The sequence below is a fragment of the Halobacillus sp. ABA4_118 genome (assembly GCF_056160205.1).
This window is the reverse complement of sequence record NZ_JBSWWS010000001.1, coordinates 1995432-2017381: the sequence shown is the minus strand read 5'-3', so window position 1 is coordinate 2017381 and position 21950 is coordinate 1995432. Positions and strand designations below refer to the sequence as shown.

Here is a 21950-nt window from a genome sequence, read left to right as displayed (position 1 = left end):
TCAAAAAAGTGACCATACAAAAAGACGCCTCAAAGAGACGTCTTTCCATCAGCCATTTATGTCTTTCGCTGACGCAGGGCATAAAAAACGGTAAGAACCAATAATAAACCGGCAAGGATATAGGCTGTATACACTACGCCCGGAACTCCTGCATCTTCATTTTTTACAGCGATTCCAATAAACGCCCAGACAAAAACAAGTGGATAAATCCAGTCGTTCTGGCTGGTCATAAAGACTAGAGCAAGCAGAAAGCCGACGATCAGGAGAAGGATCGTCCAGGCAGAGGCAGAAATCCCAAAGCCGTCCCATCCGATATAGGTCAAGAAATAACTGATATTGGCAATCGTCGCGACACTGATCCAGCCTAAGTAAACGGAAAAAGGAAGCCGTTCCCAAAACGAAGCTCCTGCTTCCTGAAGCTTAAGATAAAGGCGGATGAGCGTGAGCAGAAGCGAAAGCATAACAAGGACGGACAGCCCGAAGAACTCGTAATGCCACATAAAAATCCATAAACTGTTCAACAGCGAGCTCAATACAAACAGACCGCTCGTATTCTGGTAAACAGGAAGATTTCTGCGACTTTCCGGGAACATGCTGAGCACCCAGATGCCGAGTAATAAATAGATAAGTCCCCAAATGCTGAACACATAGCCGGCTGGCGTGAACAGCACATCCAGCCTGTTCGATATTTCCCCTGTTGTCTGACCATTCAACGGCAAGGCATTCGCCAGCCCGTTCACTACTACGACGAGAAAGAACGCAGCCAGATTCATCAGGAATTTCCCCATAATAAACACCCCTTTTATAAAACATTCATGTTTCATTATTATTCCTTTTGACCCCGGAATAAAACATTTCCATACCAACCAGAAAATTAAACCCAAACGATTTTATATTTCCCTCTTGCATTAGAGTGCACTCCAACCATTATAGTTACGTTGAACAATCCGGATTGATGATGATAAAACGATGCCACATGGATAGAGAAAATCAAAACATTAAAGGATGGGATGACAATGAACAAAAGTATTGCCGTTGTTACGGGAACTTCCTCAGGTCTTGGCCTTGGGATTAGTAAAGTCTTAGCAGAAGCAGGTTGGAAGGTTTATGCAACGATGCGGAACCTCGATAAAGGAGCACCGGTGAAGGAACTGCAGCAGAACGGACTGGATATCGAACTTCTCCAGCTGGACGTACAGTCACAAGTGTCTGTCGATCAGGCTGTCCAAACCGTCATTGACGAAGAAGGCCGCATTGACTTATTTATTAACAATGCAGGCATAGGCTACATCCGAAGCACCGAACAATCCTCAGAAGAGGATTACACACGGATCTTTGATATCAACACATATGGACCCATCCGCTGCACAAAAGCCATACTCCCTCACATGAGAGCACAGAAAACAGGGCGTATCGTATCCATCTCTTCGGTCGGCGGGCTCGTCGGACAACCCATGCATGAAATCTACTGTGCGTCTAAATTTGCACTGGAGGGGTATTATGAAAGTCTTGCCACCTATGTAACCCCTTATTTCGGCGTTGAATTTATGATTGTCGAACCCGGTGGTATTGAATCCGAATTTGCCAATTCCGTTCTTGCAGACATTGAAAAGACAGGTGGATTTCCAAAGGACGAGTATGAACAGGTCCTCAATGACTTTATGGGACAGCGGGGAAATCATAATTCAGGAGTGTTCCAGACGCCTGAAGAAATTGCAGAGCGCATGATGGTGGAATTAGAGAAAGACACCCTTCCTCTCCGCATGAGAACTTCGGAATGGTCTGAGGAATTCACGAAGTTGAAAACCTCTGCCGATCCAACCGGTTTGAAGCAGACCGCCATGGTTACTTCCAGCCTTCTCGGAAAATAAGGAAAAGACGATCCTGCACTAAGGATGGTCTCAGCTTGTAGAGAAACCCCTGTTTCTTTACAAGCTTTTTTTCTTACCACCAGGAGCAAAAGCCCCTTCCCTTTCCGCGGACGAGCGCCCGAGCTTCCTCGCAACACCCACGCTCGGCGATCTCGGCCCACTCGTTCTTCCACAGGAGTGGAAGGGGCACCGCTCCTTGGGATTTCTTTAACATCGACAAAGACTCTCCTTCACCCAGCTCACCTTTGCTGGATGGAGGAGAGTCTTTGTCATATTCCGGCAGGCAGCCGTCATCAGCACCAGTTCTTTCCCTTTTTCTTTTACACGCAATCTTCAATCGCGCAGCCTATGCCGTTCTTTTGAATCTGCGAAGCTACGCTCGACTTTCTCTTTTCTCATACGGTATATCCACGTTCTTTCATTTTATCGCAGCGTAGTTTTACACAGGCACCGGCACGAAGAGCGTTCGGTGGTGACGCCTGCGGGAACAGCACGAGCCGAAGATCCACTTGGTCAAATGGTTTTTTGACCAAGTCAGCTGAGGCCGTGCCCGCGGCAAGCATCCGCCGATAAGCGGAACGTGCCCTCTCAACACGAGATGCGGACAACTCTAACTGGCTAACCCAGGCTTTTTCTACAGCCAAAGACCATCCTGAGTGCAGGATGGTCTTTCTTCATTAGGTGCGACCTTAGTAGGTATTATCGGTTCCTTGGTCAAGGACGCTGTGATTTCCACGGAGTCTGCACTCCGTATGACTGCTGTTGGAGGTCAGATGCACAAGAGATCCCATCTGGGAAGCGAGATCAGCATCCCAGATCATTCCCCGCAGGTAATTATAATCCCCTGTTACACGGACAGCACTCCTGCTTATACTGGAGAGCTGGATCTGCAGATTCGTAAAGTTATTGCCGCTTGCTTCGTTAGGGATAGTCTTGGAAGAATTCATCCATATCCCCCTGACACAGTCATCGATCGTCACGTTCATGAAATTATTGGCATTCACCCAGCTGTAACCGGAGGAAGGTTTCGTTACCCTTACTTCTAAAGCTGTATGAAGTCCCACCGCTTTAATATCATCAAACTGCAAAAAGGATATTTCATCTGAAGGCTGACTGGAAGACAGGTGGATTCCTGTGCCCTTATGAGATCCCGACCAGTTCACCATGTTAATCTGTTGAAACCTGGAGCGGTTCCAGGAGTTGTAATACTTGTACTTCCCATCAAAAACAAGAATTCTACGACTAAAACGGCTGTCGTCTATCGCTATATAGGCGCCTGTTATCCCCGCGTCCTTCTCAATATGCAGCACATCCTGATTGCCATATACAACAAAGCGGGCGTCATAAGCAAAAACAAGGTTCACTCCTTCACGAAGTACCAGCGTCTCATTGATCACATAATCTCCATCCGGGACATACACAACACTTGGATTTCCATTGATTGCCGCATGATCAATCGCCTGCTGCACTTTCTGTGAGTCGCTGCCGGTGAAATCCGTAACAATTACAGCATGATCTTGATTCAACTCTTCTCTACCTCCACGCGGTTTATCTGAACGAATAGAACCGCTGATTTCCGGCACTTATGCCTTCTATCATTCTATGCAGACACCCCCATGCCTGTCCGGGATTCCCAGCATGAATCATGTGCTCCCCGGACGGTTCAAGAGGATGTAAAAGACCACTGCCGACGTGGAACACACAGCCATTACGAGTGCCATCGGAAGGGCACCACCGCCAAGACCGACAAGCGGTGAAACGATGGCACCGAGCAGGAAAGGCAGCAGACCAAGCAGCGCTGAGGCGCTCCCTGCCTGCTCGGCCTGATCTTCCATAGCCAGAGAGAAAACGGTCGTATTGACGATTCCTACACTCGTAACAGCAAGGAAGAGCGTGAAACATAACAGCACCACATGGGCTTCTGCCAGAGCCGCACCAACGAGCAGCACCCCCCCGGTAAACGCCTGAATCAATCCATAACGGAACAAAGCGGTCCCGCTGATCTTCCGGCTGAGCAAGCCGGTCACCTGGGTGGCTGCCACAAGTCCGAGACCATTCACCGCAAATACCAGACTGAACTGCTGGGCGGATAAGGCATAGACTTCCTGAAGGACAAAGGTCGAACCGGAAATATAAGCGAACATCCCACTCATAATGAATCCTTTACTTAATACATAGCCCATAAAGGTCCGGTCTTTGACTAATGAACCAAACGTCTCAATGGTCTCCTTCAGCCCGCCTGTTTTACGATTCTTCTCCGGAAGTGTTTCTTCTAAAAACATGGCTGATGCAAGAAGCATGAGAAGGCCGAGACCCGTAAGCACTCCAAAAATACCACGCCACGGCATCACCTGCAGCAGCTGCCCTCCCGCTACTGGAGCAAGAATCGGCGCAAGTCCGTTCACAAGCATGAGCAGTGCAAAAAACTTTGTGAGCTCAGCTCCTGAAAACAAATCTCTGGCAGTTGCCCTTGAAATGACCAGCCCGGCCGCACCGGACAATCCCTGCAGGAGCCGCAATGCCACAAAGCTCCAGATGGAACCTGTAAACAAACACAAAAATGATGCCAGCATATAAACTCCGAGCGCAATGATCAACGGCTTTTTACGGCCTCTGACATCACTCAACGGTCCCATAACCAGCTGACCGACAGCAAGACCGATCAAGCAGGCCGTCAAACTGAGCTGGGTCATCGATGTAGTTGTTCCAAGCTCATCCGCAATTGTGGGGAGCGCTGGAAGATACATATCTATGGTCAATGGACCGAAAGCACTTAATGATCCTAAAATAAATATAAATACAGCAACGGGACTTCGTCTACCCGCCCTTTCCTGATAAACTTCTGTGTGATTCATCCATTCGTTCCTCCTTTATGCATACCCGGCTATTGTACGGGGTCCACCCACTGGAGGGTCAAACACAAAAAAAAGACTGCCGGGAATCCCCTGACAGTCTTTTACTGTTTCACTTTGATTTGAATTTCCCGCGTATGCTCTTCTTCTTTATGGGAAATGAACGATTCTACGATGGTACGGACGAAAAACGGACCATCAGTCTGCCAACCCGCGTTCGTTATGTTCTCCAGAATGTTCTGGTAAACGGCAGGGCTGCGGCTTTCCTGCGCTTTCACATAAGTTGTCGCATAGAAGCCCTCTTCGAGAATCTTCCGCTTATCATGCGATTCTTCCTGTTTTTCATCCACGGTAATGAAAACAGCCCTGTAATCAACGGCCTCCGTTTTGAAAACCTCCGCCTGTTCGACAACCATCCCGACCGTCCCGACCATGATTGGGGATTTGGCACTCACCTGTTTTTTCAACGCACGGAGAACTTCTTCCACATCATCCAGCTTGCCAAAGTGTCCCCGCACTTCAATGATCGAACGTTCCGGAAAGAAGTCTATATTCGTCTGATTTCTGATGCGATGATCCTTGGAGGATTCGAGTTCCGATATCTTTTGATGCAACAGGCGGTTCATACGGGTCAGATCTTCAATGAGATCTTCGTTTTTCTGTTTGTACTCCGCCAGCACTTCCATGAATTCATCGACTGTACTGTGCTCGACTTTCCTTTTGATTTCCCGGAGCGGCACACCCATATTTTTCAAAAAAGTGATCATGTCCAACTTCTTGAACTGTTCAATCGCATAATACCGGTACCCTGTCTGCGGATCCACTTCATAGGGGACGAACAAGCCGATATCATCATAATAACGAAGGGTTTTGACCGGAATGTTATTCAGTTTGGCCATTTGGCCGATCGTAAACGTTCTCTTCATCTTTCCCCCTCGCTTCTACCTGTTGTTTATTCCTCCAGAGCACGTTTCACTTCATCAGCCATAAGGTCGATCGGAGGAAGTCCACTGGATAGATACCACAGTTCAGGATCCAGGTAAACAATCTGGTCATTTTGAGCTGCCGTCGTACCGTTTACCAAATCGTTGTTCAACGTTTCAGCAGCGGCGGACTCTCCATTTACCACTTGGTCGCGGTCGACAACGAACAGGTAGGAGGGATCTTTTTCAGCAATATACTCAAAAGAAATATCCATGCCGTGCGTTGAAGATTCGATATCATCGGCCGTTGGCTGTACACCAAACACATCATGAAGCATGCCGAAGCGTGATCCCGGTCCATAAGCACTCACTTTTCCACCGTTGGACAGAACAACAAGACCATCCTGTCCATTGCTTTCTGCTGTTTCTTTCATAGCAGCGACCGTTTCATCTAGTTCATCAAGCTTGGTCTGCACTTCATCTTCTTTATCGAAAATCTGCCCCAGTGTTTCCATACCTTCTTTATAGGATGCCATAAAATCAGCAGGATCAGCCGATAAATACAACGTTGGAGCAATGTCCTTCAGTTCCTCGTAAGCTTCACCCTGGCGTCCGGCAATAATGATCAGATCCGGCTGCATTTCATAAATCGTTTCAAAATCCGGCTCTTTCAAACTCCCGAGATTCGTATAGTCTTCTCCTTCATACTTGGAAAGGTACGAAGGGATGTTACTTGATTTTGCCACACCTGACGCTTCAACTCCAAGCTGATCCAGCGCAGATAGTGTACCATAGTTGAAAACAGCTACTTTCTCAGGATTTTCCGGCACTTCTGTTGTACCTAGTTCATGTTCAATAGTAAAAGTCTCTTTCGTTTCTTCAGATTCATTATTTGTTTCAGCTTCCGCACTGTTCCCTTCTCCTTGAGAAGAACAGGCCGCCAAAAACATAACAGCAGCAATAAACAAACCAAACAACCATACTTTTTTCATCATCGACTCATCCTTTTTTCTATTATTTAAAATGTAGACAAATTCGTTCACCGTTAATGAGCTGCACAGGAATATCCATGTCGTAGACTTCCTTCAGCATCTCACTGTTGATCATTTCCTCCGTCGGGCCTTCCCGGGCAATCTCCCCATCCTTCAAGGCAACAATCCGGTCGGAATAGCACGAGGCAAAGTTGATGTCGTGAATCACGATGACCACCGTTTTCCCCATTTCCTCAACCATTTTCCTCAACGATTTCATAATTTGTACGGAATGCTTCATATCCAGGTTGTTCAAAGGTTCATCGAGCATGACGTAGTCCGTATCCTGCGCAATAATCATGGCAATGTAAGCACGCTGGAGCTGACCACCACTCAATTCATCGATATAACGCTCCTGGATCTCCTCAAGCTCCATGTAATGAATGGCTTTGTTGATTTCCTCCCAGTCCTCTTTTGTTAACCGCCCCTGTGAGTAAGGGAAGCGTCCAAAACTGATCAAATCACGGACCTGGATTCTCAGATCTATATGATTGGACTGTTTCAGGATGGAAAGCTCTTTAGCCAGATCGTTCGGTTTAATTGAATGAATGTCCCGGCCGTGCAGAAGCACCTGGCCCTCATCCTTGGAAATCAGCCGGCTGAGCATGGAAAGCAGGGTGCTTTTCCCCGCCCCATTCGATCCTATGAATGATGTGATCTTTCCGGGCTGAATGTCCACGGATAAATTTTCTATGACTTTTTTCGAACCATACGTTTTTGATACGTGTTTCACTTCTACCATGAACGATTCTCCTTCAACAATAAGTAAAGAAAGTAAACACCGCCGACAAAGTTTACGATGACACTGATTGGAATTGAGAATGTGAACAGATGCTCGACGATAAACTGTCCACCCGCAAGTGTGATGATGCTGATCAAAACGGCTCCAATAATCAAATAGCTGTGGCGGTAGGTTTGAAACAACTGATGAGCGACGTTGGCGACGAGCAGTCCGAGGAATGTAATCGGACCCACCAATGCTGTCGATACAGAAACAAGGACAGCAATAATGATCAGCCAGCGCCGGACAATTTTGTTATAAGGAATCCCGAGGTTCACGGCCTGATCCTGTCCGAGGGCCATGACATTCAAATATTTCAACATCGGAAACGCATAAACCCCGGCCAGGATAATAATGATAACGGAAATACCAAGCAGGTCATCATTGACATTGTTAAAACTGGCAAACATGGAATCCTGAACAATCGTAAATTCATTCGGGTCAATCAGCATCTGCATGAAGGAAGAGATGCTGCTGAAAAAGGTCCCGCATATAATTCCAATCAACAGAAGGAAGTAAATATTGCGCTGCTCCATTCTGAATACAAGCCTGAACAGAAGCAGAGCGAACAGCACCATTAAACCTACAGACAATACAAAGTGGAAGCGATTCTCCATCATCGCCAGCTGCTGACCTCCGAAAACAAATACGATGGCCGTCTGGATCAGCATGTACAGAGAATCGAGTCCGATTAAGCTCGGCGTCAAAATCCGGTTGTTCGTGATCGTTTGAAAAATGACCGTAGAGAAAGCGATACAGCTTCCTGTCAAAACAATAGCGGCGACTTTCATCAGCCTGCGCGGAAACACATAACCAAAAGCTGTTCCGATATCCCAGAACAAAAAGAGAACCGAAAACGCGGTGGCCAGCAGACCGAGCAGGAGCATTTTTCTTTTAAGAAGCATAAGCATTCCTCCTCAACAGCAGAAACAGGAAGATGCCGCTTCCAAGAACGCCGACCGTCAAACCAATGGATATTTCATAAGGGAAGATCAACACCCGGCCGAGCATGTCACATACGAGCACAAACAGAGCGCCCAGAAGAGCTGTATGGAGCAGGTTCTTCTGCAGATGGTCCCCCTGGTAAATCGATACGATGTTCGGAATGATCAAGCCGAGGAACGGCAGAGAACCGACCGTCAACAGTACAATGGACGAAACGAACGCGACAATGACAAGACCGATGTTTACAATTTGTTTGTACTGAAGGCCCAGGTTGCTCGCAAAATCCTTTCCCATCCCGGCGATGGTAAAACGGTTGGCATAGAAGTAAGCCAGAATCAAAGCCGGAATACTCAAATACAACAGCTCGTACCTTCCTTTTAATATCATCGAGAAATCTCCCTGCAGCCAGGAGCCGATGCTCTGGATCATATCAAAACGGTAGGCGATGAACGTCGTCAGAGATCCAACGATATTCCCGAACATCAGACCAACAAGCGGGATGAAAATCGTATCTTTGAATTTGATCCGGTCGAGAATCTTCATGAATAGAAACGTCCCGGCCAGAGCAAACACAAAAGCGATGGAAACCTTCATCAGCATACTAGCTGTCGGGAAAAGAATGAGTGCCGCAAGAATGCCGAGTCTTGCAGAGTCCATCGTCCCGGCCGTTGTCGGCGACACGAATTTATTCCGGCTCAGCTGCTGCATAATAAAGCCGATGACACTCATGCTCATCCCGGCGATCAGAATACTAAGCAGTCTCGGGATCCGGCTGACAAGCAGAATTTCCTGCTGCTGGGAGGTCAACCCGCCAATATCCATCACAGAGAGCTCCGATACGCCGATGAAAATAGATGCTATGGATAAAACGATTAAAGTGATGGCTAAGTATAAAACTCTCATACACGTACTTCTTAATGGAATGCTTCAATCTCCAACACGACAAAGATAATCATTCTCAATTAAAAAGGCTGGACCTCCCCTCTTTCTTTCCTTCCTTATACACCCCATTATAATGATAACGATTATCATTATCAACATAATTTTCGATCAATTGCTACACGGGTCCTTTCATTCTTCTTTCCATGCTAAACCCTCCAGTAACTGGAGGGTCAACAAAAACTGCGCTCTAAGGCGGAGTATGGACGCTTCTCCTCGTTCCTCATATTTGAACCGATATGGAAGAGTATCTTCCTCCCCTGTTGAAAAATGGGGAAAACTAAAAAATATAGAAGGAGTTTGTTGGATGTTAAAGAATAGGTGAGAGAGGGAAAAGGATCCATGGAGTTTTTAAATTTCGTAAAAGGAGCGGATATCATGAACACCCGTCATTTTGAACGAATGAAAAACGAAGAAGGTTTTATTGCTGCACTCGACCAGAGCGGAGGCAGCACACCTAAGGCGCTTGCCGCATACGGCGTACACGAAGACGCTTATGCCAATGAGGAGGAAATGTTCAACCAGGTCCATGAGATGAGAACGAGAATTCTCACCTCCCCTTCCTTCAATGCTGAGCAGATTCTTGGCGCCATCTTGTTTGAACAGACGATGGACCGCGAAGTGGAAGGGAAATTTACAGCAGACTACCTTTCTTCCAAAGGTATCGTCCCTTTTCTTAAAGTTGACAAGGGACTTGCCGAACAGGAAAACGGCGTACAGATGATGAAGCCGATCCCTGATCTGGATGATATGCTGCGCCGTGCCAACGAACGAAACATCTTTGGTACGAAAATGCGTTCTGTCATTCATGAAGCGAATTACGATGGCATCAAAGCTGTTGTAGACCAACAGTTTGAAGTCGCTAAAAAAATCCTTGCAGCCGGTCTCGTCCCAATCATAGAGCCGGAAGTCGACATCAACAGTGAGGAAAAAGAGAAATGTGAGGATATCCTGCGCGGTGAGATCCTCAATCAGCTCAATCAGCTGCATGAAGATCAAAACGTGATGCTGAAACTGACGATTCCTACGAAGCCGAATGCTTATCAGGAAATCATCAACCACCCACGTGTCGTCCGCGTTGTCGCTCTTTCCGGTGGATACTCCCGTGAAGAAGCCAACGAAAAACTGAAGGATAATGAAGGTCTGATCGCAAGCTTCTCCAGAGCCCTTGTCGGCGATCTTCATGTCGACCAGTCGCAGGAAGAATTCGACCAGTCCCTGAATCATTCCGTAAGCTCCATTTATGACGCTTCCGTAAATAAATAAACAGACAAAAACCTCCGCTGATTCAAGCGGAGGTTTTCTTTGTGTAGAGAAACCATTTATTCACCAGCCTTCAGGAGCACAAACCATTCCCTTTCCGCGGACGAACGTCCAAGCCTCCTCGGGAAAACCGCCCTCCGGGGTCTTGACCGCCCGTTTTTCCGCAGGAGTGAAATGGTTTGTGCTCCCTCCGGTGCCGGAAAAGACTCTCCTTCATCCAGACGATCCTATAAGTGAAGTGTCAAAAAATGATGCTCTCTTTAGCAAACCAGCCACCTTTTCAACCATGACAGGGTGTGGACACGGGAAGCGTTCGGTGGTGACGCCTGCGGGAACAGCACGAGCCGAAGATCCACTTGGTCAAGTGGTTTTGTTGACCAAGTTAGCTGAGGCCGTGCCCGCGGCAAGCACCCACCGATAAGCGGACCGTGGCCCCCACACGATTCAGGCGAAGAGGTAAAAGAACACGTGCTCTGTAAGTAGAAAACCCCCGCTTTTGAAAAGCGGGGGTTTTCCTTATTAATCGAACAGGACACTGACGGACTGCTCTTTCTGTACACGTGTCAACGCATCTGCAAACAACGGGGCAACAGATAGCGATACGATCTTATCAATCCGCTTTTCCTCAGGAAGATAAACAGAATTCGTCACGACCAATTCCTTGACCGGTGAATCCTCGATGATCTTCACGGAAGGATCGGACAACACGGCATGGGTGCCGCACGCATAAATTTCATTGGCTCCATTCTCGAGGAGTGCAGCAGCTGCTTGATCGATCGTTCCGGCAGTATCAATCATATCATCCACGATAATGACGTTCTTTCCTTCAATATTACCGACCACATTCAAATCTTCCTCCATGTGCGGTTCGGGGCGGCGTCTATCCACAAATGCTATAGGCGCATCCAGAATATCTGCCATGCGGCGCGCCCGGCGCAGACCGCTTGTATCAGGAGCTACCACGACAACATCCTCGATGTTTTTCTCCTTGTAATACTGAGCAATAATCGGAATGCCGAGCAGCTGATCGACCGGGATATTGAAGAATCCCTGAATCTGCGGCGCATGCAGATCAAGAGCGACGACTCTTGATACGCCTGCTTTTTCCAACAGGTTGGCAATCAATTTAGCCGTGATCGGTTCACGCGGACGTGCTTTCCGATCCTGACGGGCATACCCATAATAAGGAATGACCACGTTAATGGTCTTGGCGGAAGCTCTCTTCAAAGCATCCACCATAATCAAAAGCTCCATTAAATGTTCATTGACCGGCTGAGCCGTCGATTGAATCAAGTAAATGTCGTCTCCACGGACACTTTCTTCGATCGTAATTTGAATTTCACCGTCACTGAACCTCACTACAGAACTCTCTCCTAAAGGAACATCCAATATCTCTGAGATTTCCTCTGCCAACGGTTCGTTGGAGTTAAGCGTAAACAGCTTCATGCTCATCTTGATCTCTCCCGTACGTAAGAATTCAAATGGAGCCTATGTTTTACTTTTCATCTTGATAAACATTTACACCATTTTTATTTTGAGTTTACATCACTGTGTTATTCCAATAAAGAGTATACTATACCATTTCGAGTTTCGAAACTAATTAACTTCATACAAAAAAAGCCTTCTCCCGCATGAAAGGGAGAAGGCTTTTTCATCTAGCGGAACAAATCCAAAAAGCGGTCCCAGAGACTTTTCTCGTCCTGCTCCTCCTGCTCTTCTTCCTGTTCTGCTTTTTTGATACTTTCTGTTTTTATAACGAACTGAACCGATTCAACGTTCTCATTTTCTTCGGAAACAAAGGACACCGGTTCGAAATCGGAATAGTCATACTCACTCATCAATTGATCGATTTCCGACTGCATTTCGTCCGGCAGATCGCTGGTAGAGGCAGCGAGTTCTGCCGTTCCGTTCTGAAGATCAGAAGCACCGGATTCCAAGCCGGCTGTCCCGCTTGTCAGCCCGCCGATCCCGGAATGCACTTCCTCGTACGAACCGGCCAGCTGTCCCACGCCGTCCGTATACTCGACAAGTCCGGCATGAAAGTCATTATACTGCGAGGAGAAATTCTGAATCCCCTGCTGCAGCTCCTTGATGGATTCATCCACATTCACACTCCCGAGATTTGTTTCAATTGTATCAGCCGCCGCTGCGAGCTGGCCGTTGATCTCACTCAATGAAGCCACTGCCTGATCAAGGGCAGGCCCGGCTGCATCAAATGCGCCTTCTGCATCTCCGTAAACCGCCTTAGCCTCCTGGGCTGCGTGATACGTTTCAATCAGATGATCGACCACTTCCTGATCGACTCCTGACTCACGAAGCGCCTGGATATCCTCCTCGGTCACTTCATACCCGGGAATGGAAGCCATCGCCTCATCCAGTTGATCGTGGGCATTGGTATATTGGCTTCTCAAATCCTCAAGGCCGTCTTCCGCTTTCTGAAGACCGGAAGAGAGCTCTCTCAAGTTCGTCTGCATCTGCGACAGGTCCCCAAGGTTCAATTCTCCAGGTCCCTGTGAAGCCAGACGGCTCATTTCCGCAAGCGCACTTTTGATCGATGCGGATCCTTCAACCAGGGAACCCGAACCACTGTTCAACTCCTGGATGCCGCTCAGATACTGTTCTGAACCACTATAAACCTGAGCTGTTCCGTTATTTAGTTCAGCGATCCCGTCGGCTAGCCCGGAAGCTCCATCATGGATGGCGGCTGTCGCATCCGCGAGTGAACTCATATCATTCTTGACGCCATCAATATCAGGCTCTTCCATAGATATGGAGGCAGGAACCGCAGCAATTTCAATGCTGTCCATTTCAATATTCTCTGCATCAGCTGTCACCTTGTAGCTTTCTTCTTTCTCAGGAAGAACTGTGAACGTGACCTGTCTGTCTTTCCCGGAACTGGCAACCGTCCCCTCAGATGCCTCAATATTCTCGAAGATTTCTGCATCTAGAGGAACCGTAATCTGCAGGGTATAGTTGTTGAAAAAGACAGGATCGGTCCCTTCTTTTTCTGACGTCTCGATACCGATTTCCAGTTGTCCATCTTTTCCAAGGAGTTCCTCCGGATTGATTTCTTTTCCGTCCAGCTTATAGGAAAAGTTGATATTCCAAGGAAGATTTTGATCTTCAAGATTTCCCTGGTAATAAAATTCCTCTTCTCCGGCTTTCACTTCAATCCGCGAATTTCTCTGTGTGACTTCATTCGTATTCGTTAAGTTTTCTACGCTTGAGTAGGGGCCGAAATCAACAATCGTTCCCGGCTCTTCGATATCAAAGTTATTGACCACATACATATCCTTCTGGCTGCCGTCAGCATTCAAGGTGGCATAGACGACTTCACGCTTTTCAGAGTAACGGCCTTCCTCCGCTTTTCCATCTTCTTCAGCAGAAGCAGGAGCGGCTGGCACGGCAAGAAGAAAAGCCATGATCAGCAGAGATGAACGTTTCCCTATCATTATCATTTCCCCTTATAAAAGTTTGCTTTCCATGTCGTTTTTTCAATCACACGGTCCAAAATCACAAGCAGTGCAGGCAGGACGAGGACGACCATCAGAAACGCAAGCAGCGCTCCTCTCCCCAGCAGCAGACCAATCGACGAAACAATGGGGTTCGTGGAGGTCATCCATAAAATAAAGCCGACACTGGACAAAATCGAAGCCGATACAAAAATAGCGAAGACCTTATCATCAATCGTTTTCTTAATCGCCTCAAGAGCTGACATATCTTTACGGAGATGATTGTAATTCTCCGTAAATAAAATGGCATAGTCGACGGTTGCTGCCAATTGAATCGTGCTGATCAATAGATACCCCACGTAGACGAGCGGCGTATCCATGAAATATGGAAAAGCGAGGTTCACCCATACCGAGGCCTGAATCGTAATGAGCAGGACCACCGGGATGGAAACCGACCGGAACGTCAGAATCAATACCGCCGCAACCGCAGCGATTGTCAGCCAGTTCACAAGGGTATTATCCTTCTGCACAATATTTTTCATATCATACAACGTGACACTTTCCCCCAGCAGGTGTGTCTCATCATAGTACCCATCTGCAGTTTCCCTCACTTCTTCAATAAGGGAAAAGGCTCTTTCCCCCTCCGCATCGGTCTCCGTATAGAGCGTAATTCTAGCGTAGTGTTCTGAATAAAACGTCTCGGTCACCGATTTTTCCAAGTATTCAGGCGGAATCGCGGGACTGACGATGTTGACATAAGAAACAACGCTGGAGACATCTGTAAGCTGCTCCAGATCCTGCACCAATTCTTCCTCTTTCGCCCGGTCTCCTTCAGGTACGAGGAGAACCATCGGGATGTTTTTGCCAAAAGAATCCTGGATGGCGGCTACATCCTGGCCGGCCCTTGTGTTTTCCGGCTGCTCTCCTGTTCCGTAAATAAAGCTCGTTTCATTTTGAGCCAGAAAAGCAGGCACAATGATGATTAACAACAGGATAAAGCTCGGCAGCCGCAGCTTCATGACGTGACGGCCGATCCCTTTGAAATCAGGAACAAACGGACGGTGCTTGGTTTTATCAATCCAGTGATAAAACATCATCGTCAGCGCCGGCAGGAAGACCATGACACTGATAAAGCTGAGAAGAATCCCTTTCAGCAGGTTCAATCCGAGATCGGCCCCGATACCAAAGTCCATAAAGGTTAAAGCGGTAAACCCAAAGAAAGTTGTGGAAGCACTTGCGACAATCGCCGGAAAAGAACGCTTCATCGCCAGCTGCATCGCTTCCTTCGGATCTTCGACTTCCCTGCGGTAATCCGAAAAGCTGTGGAGAAGGAATATCGCATAGTCGAGCGAAACGGCCAGCTGTAAAATCGGAGCGACCGACTGCGTGACAAAGGATATTTCTCCAATGAAAATGTTCGTGCCTAAATTAATCAGGACAGATACACCTATGGCCACCAAGAAGAAGACCGGTTCCATCCATGATGTCGTTGATAAAATTAAAATCAAAATGATGATCGGAACGAGCAGTGCGGCTGCATACATCGACTCGCTGCCTGTCATTTTCTGAGACACAGCTGTGTTGACGGCTTCACCAGCCACCGCGTTTTCTTCTCCAATCAATTCATAAATTGAATCTGTGGCTGCGACTTCTTCCCCTTCTTCAATGTGAAGGGAATAGAGCGCTTTTTCATCCTGGTAATAGGATTCAACTGTATCCGCAGAAGCCATCTCCAACGGTACTTTCACATCGATGATATCATCGAGCCATGTGACACTTCCGACTCCATCCACGTCCTCCAGCTGCTGTTTATAGCTGAGTGCTTCAGTGATCGAAACACCTTCAATCATGACCCGGGCGTTTTCCACCGGTTCATCGAATTCCTGCTCCATGATGTCCACCGCTTCAATCGAAGGGGCGTCCTCCGGCAGGTAGTCAATCATATTGTAGTTGACGGACACGGCGAACTGAGCCGCCGCACTTAACAGCGTAAGTATGACAAAGATAAGAACAATACTCTTTTTATGCTTTATGATTCGTGCTGTCCATCCGATAAAACGTCACCCTCTCTTGCATCTCCCATTCGTACACTATACTATTTTATTGACACCGTGTTGGATATTCAACAAACAGTTTTGTAATTTTCGTCATTTATCCAACATACCGGTACGCAAATGTTGGATTGTCATAAAAATGTAAAAAAAGGAGCCCCGCTATGAGTGAAAAAATGGACCGTCGCAAAAAGTATACCCGCCATGTACTGAAGGAAAGTCTGATCCACCTGCTGAATGAGAAGCCCATCGCTGACATTACCGTAAAAGAGATCTGTGCGCGGGCAGACATCAATCGTTCCACGTTCTACACCCACTATTCCGATCAGTATGACCTGCTCGGGCGGATTGAAGAGGAAATTACAGCGGATATGAACACCTATCTCAGTCAATATGATCATGAGCTTGAAGAAGAATCGATTCAGATGACGGAGAAAATTCTATCGTACGTGCTTGAAAATAAGCTGATCTTTCAGACTCTGCTGAAGGGGGAAGCGGCGCCATCCTTTGAAAAACGGATGATGAACCTGACCAGAGGGTTCATGCTGGATAACTTAACGTCTGATAAAGTCATTTCCAAACAGGAATCCGAGTACGTCAGTACGTTTGTCATCAGCGGCGTCATCCACGTGATTAAAGACTGGATCCAGAACGACATGGACCAGCCGCCCGAGGAAATGGCGGTTATGGTCAATCATTTCATCCTCCATGGCCTTTCCCATTTCGATTAAAAAAGCCGCTTACGTTCCATAACGTGAGCGGCTTTCACGCTGTAGAAATCATACATGTCATCCAGTAGAGTTGTCTGTATGTCCGGGTAGTGGTCACGTTCCGCTTATCGGTGGATGCTTGCCGCGGGCACGGCCTCAGCTAACTTGGGCAGGAAAACCACCTGCCCAGGTGGATCTTCGGCTCGCACTTTTCCCGCAGGCGTCACCACCGCACGCTCCTCGCGCCAAAAGTACAGCACATACGAAGGAAAATGGGTATCTTATGAGAGAAGGACAATTTGAGCTTAGCTTCGCAGATTCAAAAGAGCTGCACTTACGGCGTAATTGTCGTTCGCGTGGAAATGACAATGGTCCGAAACAAACGCTGATGACAGCTGATTATAAGAAGATAAAAAAGTTTACCCTCTACCCAGCAACGGTGCAGGTACTAGAAAAACACTGGACTTGTTTACAAACGGAAAGCCGCTTACGTCTGATGACGTAAGCGGCTTTTTCAATCATGATTCGTGTTTTCTGGCTTCTCGTTCTTCCGTTACCTGCACGACCGGCTCATCCCATGGGTGAGCGGCGTAAATGCCCTGCTCAATCACTTTGGTGAGCAGATCTTCATCTCTCGGTATGGAAAATTCAATTCGAAACGAGGTCACCCGTTCTTTTTCTCCTTTTTTCCCTTCTGCAGGGACTGCTGTGCCGGAGGGAACAAACTGCTCCATCCCATCTTTCGTCTGCCACATCACATTCTTATACTGACCGACCTGCAGATCATCCACATTCAACACACTTTGAATGACACTATCGACATACTCAGGAATCACATATGTTTTCACTCGGTAGATATCTACAAGTTTCATACAATCTCTCCTTTTGTGTTAATGGAACAGTCCGGATTCCCTGGATTTAGCCTTCACCTGTCTTGTCCGCTTATGCAGCGGTCCTTTCAGGAAGACGCCGATTAACAGAAATACCCCGCCGAATAAACTGAGAAACACCAAGTCTGTTTCCACTCGTTCCGGCACAATACCTCCGACGGCTTCCCGCATCAGATCGATGGCGTAGGAAAACGGAAGGAATGGATGAATCGTCTGGAAAAACTCCGGAAGAAGCGCAACAGGATATGTTCCTCCCGACCCGGCAATCTGCAGGACGAGCATGACAATCGCTCCGGCTTTTCCGACGTCCCCCAGAACAGATACAAGAGTAAAGACAACCGTCATAAAGACAAAGCTGATCAGCAGACCGAACAAGACAAATGGAACAACTTCAGCCACACCGATATCAAGAAGGAATACGTTTCCGAGCGTGACGACAAGTGTCTGCAGGAAGCCGATACTTACAAACGTCGCAAGTTTCCCGAAGTACTGCTCATAGCTCCGGTATTCCTGGAGGTTGACCGGGTCCGTAGACAGTAACGACACCAGAAGCAGTGCACCGACCCACAGGGACAGGACCGTATAGAAAGGCGTCATACCTGTTCCATAGTTTTCAATCGGGAACAGGGCGTTCTTACTTAAGGTGACCGGTTCTTCAAAAAAGTTTTCCTCTGCGGCCGGGTCATTTTTCAGAAGATCGATGATTTCATTGATATCTGTTTCTCCCTGGATCTCACGTATCCGCTCCGCCATTTCATTCACTTTTTGATTGACGTACGGATATTCGTTCATCATATATTCCAGGATATCCTGACCTTCTGCAATATTGCCTTCCGTACTGTTCAAAATCCGCTCGACTTCAGGAAGGGTCGATTGGACATCCACCAAAATGGATCGGGCGTCCGCCAGCGTGCTTTGAGCTTTGTCGATTTCGGACAGGACCTGCGGCTCAATGTTTTCGTTGTATTCTTGCAGGAACGCATCAATCTGATCCGCCGTTTCCCCTGACTTTTCTTCAAGGGAGGAAAGGGTTTGATCGATGTTCTGCTGGGCTTCTGACAATCGATCACCAATCTGACTGCTGTCCTCCTGGATGGACGTGAGCGCTTCTTCTATTGCCTGGACATCAGCAATCGCCTGATCAATGGTTTCCTCAGGAATCTGTGGGGATGGCTGCGGCGTGCTTTCTTCACTATTTTCTTCACTGCTCTCTTCCCCATTGTCTTCCTGATTTTCTTCATTCCCTTGATTGGCTTGCTGCTGTTCCTTCACTTGTTGGAGAAGCTGCTCGACCGCCGCAATTTCTTCCAAGGACTGACTTGTCTGATCATTGATTTGACTACGGATTTCACCAATCGATTCCACATTGACATCGACCGACTGGACATCCTTCAAGAAGGCGTTCACGTCCTCAGCCGTCTGTTGGGCTGCGTTCAAATCTTCCTTTACCTGCGGAGAGAGTTCGTTCAACCGCTGCTCGGCATCATCAATAAACGCCGTCGTTTCATCAATTGTGTTTAATCCATCCCCTGCCGCCTGCTCAGCCTGCGGAATTAACCCCTGCACATCGTTGATGATGGAGGAAGCATTCTGGGAATCATCATACGCATCGGAAATCAATTGATAAATTTCTGGCAGATTCTCTTCCAGCTTGAAAATATATTCTTCAAAGCGCTTGATATCCGGCAGATCGTTTTCCAGTTCAAGTCCAAGATCGTTGAACAGATCGGCAACGGTACCGTTCACTTCCGAGATGAACTGACTGGTAATTTGATCGACCAGCACCGTGGCTCCTTTTTCAGTAATTTTAGGGGCAATGGCATTAATCTTTTCGTTTACATAGTACTGCACTTCCGACTTTTCCGGATTCCCTTCTACGACCGTTCCTAAGTGTTCAGAAAAAGTCTCTGGAATGACAATGACGGCATAGTAGTCTCCGTACTCCAGTTTATCCATCGCCTCACCGCGATCGGTAAACTGCCAGTCGAAACTGTCTTCATCCTTTAAGTTATCCACCAATTCCTGACCGACATCGATATCCTTATCCCGGACAACAGCCCCTTGGTCTTCATTGACTACGGCCACAGGCAGCTGGTCCGTCTGACTGTAAGGGTCCCACGATGCTTTAATATTGAACCAGGCATACAGGGAAGGGAGGACAGCGAGTCCAAGAATCAGGATTAACGCTACCCAGTTCGTTGCCGTGTTTTTCCAATCTCTGCTGAATATTTTCCATATGTTCTTCATTTCAGATGCTCCTATACGTTCGTCATGGTTTTGAATGGGAGTACATGAGTTTACGTTAGTTTTATCTACGAGAAGAAATTATATAGGAATGTTTTAAAAGTGAAAAGGGTGGCAGCTCCATGTAAGCCTCACCAATCCACACAGCAGAGGACAAAAATGAATTTTCGTTCATTATGAAAAGGTGATTCCACGAGAGGAAACCCGCTTCTAATAGAAGCGGGTTTCCTCTCTCGTTTATTGAAAAAGCTGGTGCAGTTTCTCAAGCGTCCTCTCTTCATCCATCGATGTGTCATGAAAGGCGACATGGCCATCGGGCCGGATCAAAAGCGCACTTCCTTTTTCCATGCCGAGCTTCCGTTCCATGTGCCGGTGGACATCATAAATGATCGGTAAATCATCACCATCCGTATGGACAGTCCCACCTTTAGCCACAAGGAATATCTTCATCAGCCCTTGGTACTGGTCATTCACTTTTTGCGCAAATGTGTAGGCATAATCTATGACATCCTGATGTTGGGCATCAATATAGATCAGACAGACAAATCCATATTCGCAGATGAACGGATACAGCCTCTCATCCTTCGCCCCATCGAAAAACAAAAGATGATCAGGTACACGATGGCCGGCCTGGATCGCTTTACGCGGCAGGGTGGAATCCTTCAGCTCTTTATTCCGTTTCACCTTTTCATATTCGTTATGGATATTGGATAGATGATTGGCGATTTTCTGCTGCACCCAGTCCTGAGTCAGCGCTGCTTTTCCAGCCCAGTTGCGGACTTTTCCCTGAGTTCCCTCCAGATTTACGACTTTCAACATCCGGGACGTTTCTTTCAAAACATCCTTCCCAATAGGAAAGCGTTCATCCTGATAACTATCCAGGAACGAATCTGCAGCATAGCCTTTCAATACTGAAGCCAGCTTCCAACCCAGATTGGAAGCGTCCTGCAGGCCGAGATTCATTCCCTGGCCTCCGAACGGGTTGTGGATATGAGCCGCATCTCCAACAAAAAACACCCGGTTCTTCCGATAATCGGGGACCTGACGGTGAGCAGTACCAAAATAGGAGAGCCATGTCGGGTTTTCAAGGCGGTAGGAATATTTCAGAACCGTATTGACGCTATCCTGCAGTTCTTCCATCGTCAACTCATCTTTGTGAGGAAGCCCCTGCCTGGCGCGGTCAAAACCGACCACCCGGTAACTGCCGTCTTTGTATGGAAAGAAGGCGACTGCCCCGCGGTCATTCAAGTGCATATGAATAAAAATTTCTTCAAGACCCGGAACATCGACATCACCAAGGAAAAAGGTGTACCCTTCATCTTCGCCTTCAAAATCGATGTGCAGCGCCTCACGGACTTTACTGTGTGCGCCATCTGCTGCAATTAAATAGTCCGCTTTATATTCCTTCACTTTCCCGTTACAGGAAGCCTTGACGTATACGCCCGTTTCATCCTGATGAACATCCATCACCTCGTGCTCCCGTTCGACTGTACCACCGAGCGAGGCGAGATGGTTTTCCAGGATTTTTTCTGTTTCACTCTGAGGGAGGATTAAGAGGTAAGGATAACGGCTTTCAATATGGTACAGTTCCACAACGGAGGCATTCTCTCCACCAAGATGAAGCTTAGCCCCGGGGCCTGGATAACCTTTTTCGAGAAATTCCTTGTGCACACCAAGAAGCTCGAACATTTCCATCGTCCGCGCTTGAATGCCGAGTGCCTTGGAGAGATCGGATGGTGCCTCGCGTTTCTCCAGACAGATGAAGTCGATGCCCTGTTTTTTCAGTTCATTGGCCGCCATCAAACCGGTAGGACCAGCACCGATGACGATCACTTCTGTTTTAATAACGGAAGACATGATTCTGTGCCCCTTCCTTTTACGTACTTTTGTATAACGCAACCTATTGTACGATACCCTTCTGGCAGAGCTTCAAGCGTATTGAGGCATATTCGTAAAGGGACCATCAAGAAAAACACAGCACTAAAAAAAGAGCCTGCA

The 21950-nt window shown here is 47.4% G+C and carries 17 protein-coding genes; 3 read left to right on the top strand and 14 right to left on the bottom strand.

Annotation, left to right across the window (positions count from 1 at the left end; translation table 11 throughout):
* Nucleotides 1–56: 56 nt before the first annotated feature.
* Nucleotides 57–788, bottom strand: a complete 732-nt coding sequence (locus ACXAGL_RS10055) for a tryptophan-rich sensory protein (RefSeq protein WP_474991027.1) — start codon at nt 786–788, stop codon at nt 57–59.
* 228 nt (nt 789–1016) lie between these two features.
* Between ACXAGL_RS10055 and ACXAGL_RS10050 the strand changes: the two genes are divergently transcribed.
* Nucleotides 1017–1871, top strand: a complete 855-nt coding sequence (locus ACXAGL_RS10050) for an SDR family oxidoreductase (protein WP_474991025.1) — start codon at nt 1017–1019, stop codon at nt 1869–1871.
* Nucleotides 1872–2560: 689 nt separating this feature from the next.
* Here the strand turns inward: ACXAGL_RS10050 and ACXAGL_RS10045 are convergent.
* The 7 genes from ACXAGL_RS10045 to ACXAGL_RS10015 all read right to left on the bottom strand — a co-directional run bounded on the left by ACXAGL_RS10045 (nt 2561) and on the right by ACXAGL_RS10015 (nt 9306).
* Entirely contained in the window at nt 2561–3397 is an 837-nt protein-coding gene (locus tag ACXAGL_RS10045) for a glycosyl hydrolase family 28-related protein (RefSeq protein WP_474972099.1), read from the bottom strand.
* A 117-nt stretch (nt 3398–3514) separates the two neighbouring features.
* Nucleotides 3515–4726, bottom strand: coding sequence for a multidrug effflux MFS transporter (locus tag ACXAGL_RS10040; RefSeq protein WP_474972100.1), 1212 nt, complete (start codon nt 4724–4726; stop codon nt 3515–3517).
* Between the two features lie 101 nt (nt 4727–4827).
* Complete coding sequence (locus tag ACXAGL_RS10035; protein WP_474967333.1) at nt 4828–5649, bottom strand: MerR family transcriptional regulator; 822 nt, start codon at nt 5647–5649, stop codon at nt 4828–4830.
* A gap of 26 nt (nt 5650–5675) precedes the next feature.
* Entirely contained in the window at nt 5676–6638 is a 963-nt protein-coding gene (locus ACXAGL_RS10030) for a siderophore ABC transporter substrate-binding protein (RefSeq protein ID WP_474972102.1), read from the bottom strand.
* Between the two features lie 22 nt (nt 6639–6660).
* Nucleotides 6661–7419 (bottom strand): iron ABC transporter ATP-binding protein, encoded by a 759-nt coding sequence (locus ACXAGL_RS10025; protein WP_474967331.1) that lies wholly within the window; start codon nt 7417–7419, stop codon nt 6661–6663.
* On the bottom strand, nt 7413–8363 hold the full coding sequence (locus ACXAGL_RS10020; protein ID WP_474991023.1) for an iron chelate uptake ABC transporter family permease subunit: 951 nt from the start codon (nt 8361–8363) through the stop codon (nt 7413–7415). Before ACXAGL_RS10020 ends, ACXAGL_RS10025 begins: the two co-directional genes overlap by 7 nt.
* Nucleotides 8353–9306 carry an ABC transporter permease gene (locus ACXAGL_RS10015; RefSeq protein WP_474967329.1) on the bottom strand — a complete coding sequence of 318 codons (954 nt, stop codon included), beginning with the start codon at nt 9304–9306 and terminating at the stop codon, nt 8353–8355. The genes ACXAGL_RS10020 and ACXAGL_RS10015 overlap by 11 nt, the downstream gene beginning before the upstream one ends.
* A 414-nt stretch (nt 9307–9720) precedes the next feature.
* On the opposite strand from ACXAGL_RS10015, the gene ACXAGL_RS10010 reads away from it, so the two are divergent.
* Complete coding sequence (locus tag ACXAGL_RS10010) at nt 9721–10608, top strand: fructose bisphosphate aldolase (protein WP_474991021.1); 888 nt, start codon at nt 9721–9723, stop codon at nt 10606–10608.
* A 516-nt stretch (nt 10609–11124) separates the two neighbouring features.
* On the opposite strand, the gene ACXAGL_RS10005 is transcribed toward ACXAGL_RS10010, so the two are convergent.
* The 3 genes from ACXAGL_RS10005 to ACXAGL_RS09995 all read right to left on the bottom strand — a co-directional run bounded on the left by ACXAGL_RS10005 (nt 11125) and on the right by ACXAGL_RS09995 (nt 16000).
* Nucleotides 11125–12057: a ribose-phosphate diphosphokinase gene (locus tag ACXAGL_RS10005; RefSeq protein WP_474967327.1), complete on the bottom strand. Its 933-nt coding sequence runs from the start codon at nt 12055–12057 to the stop codon at nt 11125–11127.
* A 203-nt stretch (nt 12058–12260) separates the two neighbouring features.
* Nucleotides 12261–14057 (bottom strand): AAA family ATPase, encoded by a 1797-nt coding sequence (locus ACXAGL_RS10000; RefSeq protein ID WP_474991018.1) that lies wholly within the window; start codon nt 14055–14057, stop codon nt 12261–12263.
* A 2-nt stretch (nt 14058–14059) separates the two neighbouring features.
* Nucleotides 14060–16000 (bottom strand): efflux RND transporter permease subunit, encoded by a 1941-nt coding sequence (locus ACXAGL_RS09995; protein WP_474970338.1) that lies wholly within the window; start codon nt 15998–16000, stop codon nt 14060–14062.
* A 272-nt stretch (nt 16001–16272) separates the two neighbouring features.
* Here ACXAGL_RS09995 and ACXAGL_RS09990 point away from each other — a divergent pair, with 272 nt between their 5' ends.
* Nucleotides 16273–16839: a TetR/AcrR family transcriptional regulator gene (locus ACXAGL_RS09990; protein WP_027955635.1), complete on the top strand. Its 567-nt coding sequence runs from the start codon at nt 16273–16275 to the stop codon at nt 16837–16839.
* Nucleotides 16840–17336: 497 nt separating this feature from the next.
* Here the strand turns inward: ACXAGL_RS09990 and ACXAGL_RS09985 are convergent, their stop codons facing one another.
* From ACXAGL_RS09985 to ACXAGL_RS09975, 3 genes are all read right to left on the bottom strand, one after another.
* Complete coding sequence (locus ACXAGL_RS09985; RefSeq protein ID WP_474967324.1) at nt 17337–17690, bottom strand: hypothetical protein; 354 nt, start codon at nt 17688–17690, stop codon at nt 17337–17339.
* An 18-nt stretch (nt 17691–17708) separates the two neighbouring features.
* Nucleotides 17709–19955 (bottom strand): YhgE/Pip domain-containing protein, encoded by a 2247-nt coding sequence (locus ACXAGL_RS09980; RefSeq protein WP_474991016.1) that lies wholly within the window; start codon nt 19953–19955, stop codon nt 17709–17711.
* Between the two features lie 234 nt (nt 19956–20189).
* The gene (locus ACXAGL_RS09975) at nt 20190–21809 is read right to left on the bottom strand and encodes an FAD-dependent monooxygenase (RefSeq protein WP_474991014.1); all 1620 of its coding nucleotides are present in this window, start codon (nt 21807–21809) and stop codon (nt 20190–20192) included.
* Between the last annotated feature and the right edge of the window lie 141 nt (nt 21810–21950).

Coding starts and splice junctions, on each gene's coding strand:
- ACXAGL_RS10055 (WP_474991027.1), bottom strand. CDS start 788: ATGGGGAAATTCCTGATGAATCTGGCTGCGTTCTTTCTCGTCGTAGTA.
- ACXAGL_RS10050 (WP_474991025.1), top strand. CDS start 1,017: ATGAACAAAAGTATTGCCGTTGTTACGGGAACTTCCTCAGGTCTTGGC.
- ACXAGL_RS10040 (WP_474972100.1), bottom strand. CDS start 4,726: ATGAATCACACAGAAGTTTATCAGGAAAGGGCGGGTAGACGAAGTCCC.
- ACXAGL_RS10035 (WP_474967333.1), bottom strand. CDS start 5,649: ATGAAGAGAACGTTTACGATCGGCCAAATGGCCAAACTGAATAACATT.
- ACXAGL_RS10030 (WP_474972102.1), bottom strand. CDS start 6,638: ATGAAAAAAGTATGGTTGTTTGGTTTGTTTATTGCTGCTGTTATGTTT.
- ACXAGL_RS10025 (WP_474967331.1), bottom strand. CDS start 7,419: ATGGTAGAAGTGAAACACGTATCAAAAACGTATGGTTCGAAAAAAGTC.
- ACXAGL_RS10020 (WP_474991023.1), bottom strand. CDS start 8,363: ATGCTTCTTAAAAGAAAAATGCTCCTGCTCGGTCTGCTGGCCACCGCG.
- ACXAGL_RS10015 (WP_474967329.1), bottom strand. CDS start 9,306: ATGAGAGTTTTATACTTAGCCATCACTTTAATCGTTTTATCCATAGCA.
- ACXAGL_RS10010 (WP_474991021.1), top strand. CDS start 9,721: ATGAACACCCGTCATTTTGAACGAATGAAAAACGAAGAAGGTTTTATT.
- ACXAGL_RS10005 (WP_474967327.1), bottom strand. CDS start 12,057: ATGAGCATGAAGCTGTTTACGCTTAACTCCAACGAACCGTTGGCAGAG.
- ACXAGL_RS10000 (WP_474991018.1), bottom strand. CDS start 14,057: ATGATAGGGAAACGTTCATCTCTGCTGATCATGGCTTTTCTTCTTGCC.
- ACXAGL_RS09995 (WP_474970338.1), bottom strand. CDS start 16,000: ATGATTGACTACCTGCCGGAGGACGCCCCTTCGATTGAAGCGGTGGAC.
- ACXAGL_RS09990 (WP_027955635.1), top strand. CDS start 16,273: ATGAGTGAAAAAATGGACCGTCGCAAAAAGTATACCCGCCATGTACTG.
- ACXAGL_RS09985 (WP_474967324.1), bottom strand. CDS start 17,690: ATGAAACTTGTAGATATCTACCGAGTGAAAACATATGTGATTCCTGAG.
- ACXAGL_RS09980 (WP_474991016.1), bottom strand. CDS start 19,955: ATGAAGAACATATGGAAAATATTCAGCAGAGATTGGAAAAACACGGCA.
- ACXAGL_RS09975 (WP_474991014.1), bottom strand. CDS start 21,809: ATGTCTTCCGTTATTAAAACAGAAGTGATCGTCATCGGTGCTGGTCCT.